6 protein-coding genes and 1 pseudogene are annotated in these 8,040 nt (G+C 72.5%); 4 read left to right on the top strand and 3 right to left on the bottom strand.

The features are described from left to right. The 3 genes and pseudogenes from AB0903_RS33885 to AB0903_RS33875 form a co-directional block, all read left to right on the top strand. Positions 1 to 72 (top strand): annotated as a pseudogene (locus AB0903_RS33885) (DUF4233 domain-containing protein); the annotation flags it as partial. A 166-nt stretch (positions 73 to 238) separates the two neighbouring features. Further along, on the top strand, positions 239 to 2,815 hold the full coding sequence (locus AB0903_RS33880) for a polymorphic toxin-type HINT domain-containing protein (protein ID WP_366708605.1): 2,577 nt from the start codon (positions 239 to 241) through the stop codon (positions 2,813 to 2,815). A gap of 72 nt (positions 2,816 to 2,887) precedes the next feature. Then, positions 2,888 to 4,060, top strand: coding sequence for a DUF6183 family protein (locus AB0903_RS33875; RefSeq protein ID WP_366708603.1), 1,173 nt, complete (start codon positions 2,888 to 2,890; stop codon positions 4,058 to 4,060). Positions 4,061 to 4,252: 192 nt separating this feature from the next. On the opposite strand, the gene mug is transcribed toward AB0903_RS33875, so the two are convergent. From mug to AB0903_RS33860, 3 genes are all read right to left on the bottom strand, one after another. Further along, on the bottom strand, positions 4,253 to 4,825 hold the full coding sequence (gene mug, locus AB0903_RS33870; RefSeq protein WP_366708607.1) for a G/U mismatch-specific DNA glycosylase: 573 nt from the start codon (positions 4,823 to 4,825) through the stop codon (positions 4,253 to 4,255). After that, positions 4,822 to 6,264, bottom strand: coding sequence for an adenylosuccinate lyase (purB, locus tag AB0903_RS33865; RefSeq protein WP_366708601.1), 1,443 nt, complete (start codon positions 6,262 to 6,264; stop codon positions 4,822 to 4,824). The genes mug and purB overlap by 4 nt, the downstream gene beginning before the upstream one ends. Before the next feature lie 92 nt (positions 6,265 to 6,356). Beyond that, positions 6,357 to 6,869: a hypothetical protein gene (locus AB0903_RS33860; protein WP_366708599.1), complete on the bottom strand. Its 513-nt coding sequence runs from the start codon at positions 6,867 to 6,869 to the stop codon at positions 6,357 to 6,359. 60 nt (positions 6,870 to 6,929) lie between these two features. On the opposite strand from AB0903_RS33860, the gene AB0903_RS33855 reads away from it, so the two are divergent. Further along, positions 6,930 to 7,934, top strand: coding sequence for a maleylpyruvate isomerase family mycothiol-dependent enzyme (locus tag AB0903_RS33855; RefSeq protein ID WP_366708597.1), 1,005 nt, complete (start codon positions 6,930 to 6,932; stop codon positions 7,932 to 7,934). Positions 7,935 to 8,040: the final 106 nt, after the last annotated feature.

Here is an 8,040-nt window from a genome sequence, read left to right as displayed (position 1 = left end):
GAGTTCTTCGTGATCGGCTTCGCCGGTCTCGTCGCCATGAAGTCGGACGTCGTCTCGATGACGGCGGTTTGGCCAGGCCCAGCGGGCCAGGGCCGCCGCGGCCGACGCCCGTCGCCACGCCGCCGCGGCCACCAACGCCGCCAACCGTGCGCAGTCCCTGGCAGCCAAGGCGGCCAAGGCCGCATTCGAAGCCAGGGACGCCGCCAACTCGGCCGCCGTCCACGCGGAGAACGCGGCCGTGGCCGCCGACGCGGCGGCGGAGCACGCCGGGGACGCGGCCGCCGCCGCCGCCGAATCCACCAAGCACGCCACGGCGGCCAAGACCGCCGCGGACGCCGCCACGGCGGCGGTCGCCAAGGCGCGGGCCACGTTCGACCTGGCCCGCGAGGTCGAGGCCGCGGAGCTGGCGGACCGTACGACCACCGCGATCGAGGAGGCCAAGGCCGCCAAGATCACCATCGACGAGCGCCGGGCCGCCGCACAGCAGGCGGTCGAGCGTGCGAAGCTGCTCGACGCGGAGGCCGAACGGCTTGCCGCGGAGGTCGCGCGGCCGGACGTCGACGTCGCGGCGGTGGCTCCCCAGGCCCGCAAGGTGGCCCTGCACATCGCCGGCACCCGCGGGCCCTGGAGCGCCACGGCCGCCGAGGTCGCCCTGTCCGGTCCCGACAGCCAGGTCGTGGAGTACGTCCGCAGCGGCCTTGAACCGGCCGGCAAGCTGGACGAGACCGACCGTGTCGTGCGCCTGGCCTGGGACTCGGAGTACTCCGCCGTCCAGACGGCCGCCCGGACGGCACTGACCGGCGACGCCGCCGCGATCAGCGCGTTCCTGGCGACAGGTCAGCACCGGGCAGCGGCCAACGACTACCGCGTCAGGGTCGTCCAGTTGATGGAGGGCGCCGGTCCGGACGTCAGGAGCGAGGGCCAGGCCGCCCTGGACGCCGGTACGACCGAGGCGTTGCGTGCCTTCATCGCCGCCGGCTACTACACGGCCCGCACCAGTGACGAGCGCGTCCGTGCCGTGCAGCTGATGGACCAGGGCACACCGGAGGTCAGGGCCGCGGCCCAGGCCGCGCTGGCGGGTCCGCCGGAGATGCTCCACGACTTCATCGAGGTCGGGCAGTTCCGGGCACAGCGCAAGGACCTGCTGACCGCCACCCATGTGTCCCGGGTCCAGCGGATCATCGCCGGTGCCGCGAGCGTCGCGGCGACCGCCCAGCAGAACGCCGCCCTGGCGGCGAAGGTCGCTGCCGAGGCCCGCAAGGCCGCGGAAGAGGCGGCAAAGTACGCGGCGCAGGCCAAGGCGTCCGCCGATCAGGCGGGCACGTACGCGGAGGAGGCGCGCCGGTCCGCGAGGGCTGCCGAGGCGTCCGCCGCCTCGGCGGCGAACTCCGCGAAGACGGCCCGCGCGGCCGAGGCCGACGCGCACAGCGCGGCCCGGCGCGCGACCAACTCCGCGGCACAGGCGGAGGCGTCCGCGGCGTCCGCCCAGGCGTCGGCGAGCGACGCATGGGCGTCGGCCAACGCCGCCCGTGCCTCTGCCGAGGCCGCGGGCAAGGACTCCGCGGCCGCCGAGAAGGCGGCCAAGGAAGCCCTGATCGCCGCCGTCGAGAAGAAGCAGGAAGAGGAGCTGGCCAAGCTCAGGAGCGAGGAGGCCGAGCAGTTCCGGCAGGAGATCCAGGACTTCAACGACTGGCTGCGTGAGAGCGAGGACATCGACTGGGGTGCGGTGCTCTCCGAGGGCGGTCATTTCGCGCTCGACGTCCTCGGTCTGGTCCCCGGCTTCGGCGAGTTCGCCGACGGCGCGAACTGCGCCTGGTACGGCGGCGAAGCGGCGTCCGGCAAGTCGGACGCCCTGGGCGACGCGGCCCTGTCCTGTGCCTCCGCCGTGCCCGGACTCGGCTACGGCGCGAGCGCGGTCAAGTTCGGCAAGTGGGGCGACAAGGCGTCCGGCTTCTTCAAGTCGCTGTTCAGCAAGGGCAACAAGGCGTTCCGCAAGTGCAACAGCTTCACGCCGCAGACGCCGGTGCTGATGGGCGACGGCCGCACCAAGCCGATCAAGGACGTCCGGATCGGCGACAGGGTCCTCGCCACCGACCCGGTGACGGACGGGACCGCGCCGCGGCCCGTCGAGCAACTGTTCACCTCCTCCGGGCACAAGCGCCTCGTGACCATCGCGGTCGACGAGGACGGCACGGCCGGTGACCGGGTCGGACGGTTCACCGCCACGGCGGGCCACCCGATCTGGCTGGAGAACCGCCACGACTGGGTGAACGCGGACGGCGTGGTACCCGGCGACACGGTCCGCACTCCCGAGGGCACCACGGCCACGGTGGTGGCGACGGAGGAGGACCACCGCGTCCAGCAGGTGTTCAACCTGTCGGTGAGCGACGTCCACACCTACTACGTGCTCGCCGGCAGCACCCCGGTCCTCGTCCACAACGCGACCTGCCCAATCACGTTCGCGGACATGGGCGGCGACCACTTCGTGTCGCCGGGCGGTCTCATCTACGGACCTGACAGAAGGCACGGCCACAAGATCGACCACCTGCTCGCCCACACGGTGAAGGACCCGAACCGGGCCACGCACACCGTCTTCCTCGAGAAGAGCCCGAACAAGCTGTACGACCTCGTCGACGAGGCGTGGGCCAAGCAGGCCCAGGCGATCAGGGACCCCAACGACGCCGCCTCGTACATCTTCCCCATGGGCAGGGAGATCGGGACCGAGGGCGAGGATTACATGAAGATCGCCGTCGATCCCAACACCGGCCTGTTCCTCAGCGCCTACCCGGTGCCGAAACCCGCAGGAGCGCCGTAGTTAGACTTGGCCGGCACCGCGAGGTGCCGGCCAAGCCGCCGGGATCGGCAGTCGAAACGAGGTTCGTCCGAGATGACCAACGACACCGCACGCACGGTCGCGGGCCTTTCCACAGCCGGTTCCGCGGACGTCTCGGCGCTGTCCGAGGAGATCGACCGGCAGGTCGGCGCCGGCCGGCTCGCCTGGGCCGGCGACCTCGGAGCGGAGATCGCCGCCCACGCCGCCCGTGGAGCGGACGTCCAGTGGCAGCACGACATCCTCCTGCACCGCATCCTCCAGACGGTGTCCGCCCACCCCGGGCGGGAGAGCCTTCGCACGCTGCTGCGCCTGCCTGCAACCCTGCGGTCCGCCGCCGCCGACCGCACGGCGGCCGAGCGGCGGCTGGCGACTCTCGTCGCTCACGGACAGCGGATCGAGGACGTCGAGCAGGAGGTGTTCGCACCGGGCGCCGACTCCGTCCACTCCCGCGAGTTCGCCGCCTGCCTCCTCCACGAGATGGTGCTCACCGGGGCGCCGGTCGAGCAGTACCCCGCCCTGCGCTCCTTCGCCGGCACACTGGCCGCCGAGGGGCACCCTCTCGCGGCCCTTCCCCTGACCCTGCTGCACGCGGAACGCGGTCTGCGCAGACCGCCGCACGCGGACGACTCCTGGACCTGGACGGTGCCGCCCACCCCCTCCGCCACCTTCGACGGGCCCGAACTCCACGCCTCACCGCAGGCACGGCGCCGCACCGCGGACGCCGACTTCACGGAGATCACCGACGAGGCCGCCGCCGACACCATGGGCGCGGCGGTACAGCACTGGCGCGACACCTCCAACGGGCTCGTCGCCGCACAGGAGTTCTTCTCGCTCGACCCCCTCGCACCGGAGGACCTCCCGGCCGTCATCGAGCGCCTCCCCCTGATCCCCTGGCCGGAAGGAGAGCCCGTCGCCCGGCTGTACGCGTCGACCTCCGACGCCGTGCTGCGGGTCCTGCTCTCCGCGGCGGTACGCAGCCCGGCCTACGGCTCGGGCATGCACCGGGCCTACGGGCGTCTCGCCACCTGGCGCTCCCTGGGCGCGCTGTCGGGTGCTCCGGCGGGCGCGCCGCCCGCCCGCATCGCGGAACTCGTCGAGCAGACGCACTGGTTCCGCCTCGGTACCACGTCCCGCTGGTTCCACGAGGTCGCCTGGGACCTCGCCGTGGCCGCGATACGGCCCGGGGGGCAGGAGATCGCGGTCCTGGCCGCCACCGATACCGACTGACCCGGCCCGTCACCGACCGGCCGTCACGTCCCCGGCGCACACGGGGCCGGACGTCACGCTCGCGGCGTGTACGGGGCGGACGTCACGCTCGCGACGTGTACGGGGCGGACGTCACGTCCGTGACGCGTGTGGGGCCGGCCTCGCAGCGCGCGACGGACACGAAGCGGGTCACTCAGTACGCGGCGGCCGCGCTCACGGCCCTGCGTCCTTCCGCGCCTGCCCGGCCGCCACCGCCTCGCGCAACCTGCTGTACTCGTCGGCCATCGCCCGGAGCGACCAGTGCGCGTTCAGCCCGCTCGGGTTGGGCAGCACCCACACTCGCGTGCCGCCGATCGTCCGCTCCTGCGGACCGATCCGGGCCGAGCGCTCTCCGAATGCCGTGCGGTACGCCGTCACGCCCACCACGGCCAGACACCGCGGCTCGAGCCGCTCCACCTTCGCCGCCAGCAGCCGGCCGCCCTCGCGGAACTCCGCGTCGGTCAGCTCGTCGGCCCGCGCCGTCGTCCGCGCCACCACGTTGGTGATGCCGAGTCCGCAGGACAGCAGCTCGCGCTGCTCGGACGGCTTCAACTGCCGTGGCGTGAAACCGGACAGGTGCAGCACCGGCCAGAACCGATTGCCCGGGCGGGCGAAGTGGTGGCCGGTGGCGCCCGACATCAGGCCGGGATTGATACCGCAGAACAGCACGGAGAGACCGCCCGCGACCACGTCCTCGATCACGCGGTCGCGGGCGGCCTCCAGCTCGGCCGGGGTGGGGCGGGTCAGAGGATCGCGCCAGGGGTGTAGGCGGCGGCCTCCGGGTGCTGCTTGACGATCTCCTCGACACGGGAGATCACCGCGGCCACCTGGTCGCCGGCGGCGCCGGTGAACGACAGCTTGTCCGCCATCAGTTCGTCCAGCTGGGCGCGGTCCAGCGGGATGCGCCCATCGGCGGCCAGCTTGTCCAGCAGTTCGTTGCGCTCTGCCCCCTGCTCGCGCATGGCCAGGGCCGAGGCGACCGCGTTCTCCTTGATGGCCTCGTGCGCGACCTCGCGGCCCACGCCGGCGCGGACGGCGCCCATGAGGACCTTGGTGGTGGCGAGGAAGGGCAGGTAACGGTCCAGTTCACGGGCGACGACCGCGGGAAAGGCGCCGAACTCGTCGAGCACCGTGAGGAACGTCTCCAGCAGACCGTCGAGCGCGAAGAACGCGTCGGGCAGGGCCACCCGGCGGACCACGGAGCAGGACACGTCGCCCTCGTTCCACTGGTCACCGGCGAGCTCGCCGGTCATCGACGCGTAGCCGCGCAGGATGACCATCAGACCGTTGACGCGTTCGCAGGAGCGGGTGTTCATCTTGTGCGGCATCGCGGACGAGCCGACCTGGCCCGGCTTGAAGCCCTCGGTGACCAGCTCGTGCCCGGCCATCAGCCGGATGGTCTTGGCCACCGACGACGGCGCGGCCGCCAGCTGTACCAGAGCGGACACGACGTCGTAGTCCAGCGAACGCGGGTACACCTGGCCGACCGACGTGAACGCGTGGGCGAAGCCCAGGTGGGCGGCGATGCGCTGCTCCAGATCCGCCAGCTTCGCGGCATCCCCGCCGAGCAGGTCGAGCATGTCCTGCGCGGTGCCGACCGGGCCCTTGATGCCGCGCAGCGGATAGCGGCCCAGCAGTTCCTCGAGCCGCCCGTAGGCGACCAGCAGCTCGTCCGCGGCGGTCGCGAACCGCTTGCCGAGGGTCGTCGCCTGGGCCGCGACGTTGTGCGAGCGGCCCGCCATGACCAGCTCCGCGTACTCGCCCGACAGCTTGCCGAGACGCGCCAGCACCGCGACCGTACGGTCACGCATCAGCTCCAGCGACAGCCGGACCTGGAGCTGCTCGACGTTCTCAGTGAGGTCACGGGAGGTCATGCCCTTGTGGACGTGCTCGTGGCCGGCGAGGGCGTTGAACTCCTCGATGCGGGCCTTCACGTCGTGCCGGGTGACCTTCTCGCGCTCGGCGATGGACGCCAGGTCGACCTGGTCGAGCACCCGCTCGTAGTCGGCGAGCGCCGCGTCCGGCACATCGATCCCGAGGTCCTTCTGCGCGCGCAGCACCGCCAGCCAGAGCCGGCGCTCAAGCTTGACCTTCTGCTCGGGGGACCAGAGCACGGCAAGCTGCGCGGAGGCGTAGCGGCCGGCGAGGACATTGGGGATGCGAGGCTTCGCAGACACAGCAGTCACGTGAGCAGATTCTACTGTGGGTTTGCGCAGCTCAGCGCCTCACCCGTCGTTGTAGCTTGCTACGAGGAGATCGTGCGGGCCCCCGGCGGAGGTCAGGCGTCGGCGGAGGGCGTGCGGCCGGGCTCGTACGGGATCAGTTCCGGCCGTTTCGCCGGCCTGCCGTCGCCGGAGGACCGTCCGGTCATCCGCTGGCCGATCCACGGCCCCAGGTGCCTGCGGGCGAACCGCGCGTCGGCGGCCCGCCGCGCCGCCCAGCTCGTGCGGAGCGCGGGAGGCAGCGGAGCCTGCCAGTCGTCCTCGGCGTCCAGCCCGAGTCGCTGCCAGACGGCCTCCGCGACCCGGCGGTGGCCCTCGGCCGTCAGATGCAGCCGGTCGGCGTCCCACATCCGCTGGTCGCCCATGGCGGCGCAGCCGTAGAGGTCGACGACGAGAGCGCCGTGCCGTGACGCCAGCGAGTCGACGTGGGCGAACAGTTCCTCCATGCGGGGGCGGAACCGCACGTCCGCCCATCCGCGGTATGAGCCGTCGGGCAGCCGGTCCGACATGCCCTCGGTGAAGGAGTCACCGACCGCGACAAAACTGGTGTAGTTGGCATTGACCTCCATGGCGCAGCGATCGTACCGCGCGGTAGGGTCCCTCGGTTCCGTATCCGGAGGGGAGCTTTCGTGAGTGACGCACTGCTCAACGCGCTGGCCGAAGCGCTGGCCGAAGTGGTGACCCTGATCGACACCTGCGACGACGACGTGCTCGACCCCGACACCGCGGTGAAGTGGCTGGAATCCACCGCTTTCCTGCTGGACAGACTGCCGCCCGCCGACCGCCGCGAGCTCGGCACCCGGGTCCGCGCGGCGGCCGCCCGCCAGTCGGACGCCGGCTGGCGCGATGACCTGCTCCGGGTGCCGGACGGCTTCGGACTGGACGACGACCAGCACGAGCGGTACTGCGACGCCGTCGAACGCCTCGTCGGCGAGTTCGTCGAGACCGTACGCGGCGTGGACCCGGCGACCCCGGTACCGACCTGCCCCGGCTGGACCGTCGCCGACCTGGTGAAGCACCACGGCACCACCCACCGCTGGGCGGAACACGTCGTACGGACCCGGGCCACCGAACGCGTCTGGGCCCGCGACGTCCCCCTCGACCTGCCGGACGAGCCGTCCGCCTACCCGGACTGGACGGCCCGCAGCGCCGAAGCGGCCCTGCGCACCATGCGCAAAGTCGATCCGGACCTGCCCATGTGGTCCTACGGGGCGGACCAGCGGGTCGCCTTCTACCCCCGGCGGCTGCTCTGCGAAGCGGTGATCCACCTCGCGGACGCGGAACTGGCGCTCGGCCGCGCACCCCGTACAGCGCCGGGCACCGCGGCGGACGGCATCGAGGAGTTCCTGGAGAACCTGCCCCACTGCACGTGGATCACCGAGCGGGTCCGGGCACTGCCGCACGCCTCGGTCTCCCTCCGCGCGCAGGACACCGGCGCGGCGTGGACGATCTCCTTCGGCGAGGCGGGCTTGTCGTGGACGAAGGCGGCGTCGCCCGCGTCCGCCACGGTCGCGGCCACGGCGGCGGACCTGCTTCTCCTCCTGTACGGCCGCCTCGCCCCGGCGGCGGACCACTTCACGGTCACTGGCCACCGCGAGGTCCTCGAGGACTGGCTCGCCGCGACGGCGTTCTAGAGGCGGCGGTGTGCGGGCGGCGCGCGCGGTGTTGCGCGCTGCGGGTACGGGGCGCCTGCGGCGCGCTTCGGCTCCTCGCCGCCGCGTGCTCCGCGGTACTCTCGCG

Source organism: Streptomyces sp. NPDC048389, from assembly GCF_040706335.1.
Taxonomy (GTDB): Bacteria; Actinomycetota; Actinomycetes; order Streptomycetales; family Streptomycetaceae; genus Streptomyces.
This window is presented reverse-complemented; position numbering and strand designations above follow the sequence as displayed.

Excerpts from the sequence above, each read along its gene's own strand:
- AB0903_RS33875 (WP_366708603.1), top strand. The coding sequence starts at position 2,888 with ATGACCAACGACACCGCACGCACGGTCGCGGGCCTTTCCACAGCCGGT.
- AB0903_RS33860 (WP_366708599.1), bottom strand. The coding sequence starts at position 6,869 with ATGGAGGTCAATGCCAACTACACCAGTTTTGTCGCGGTCGGTGACTCC.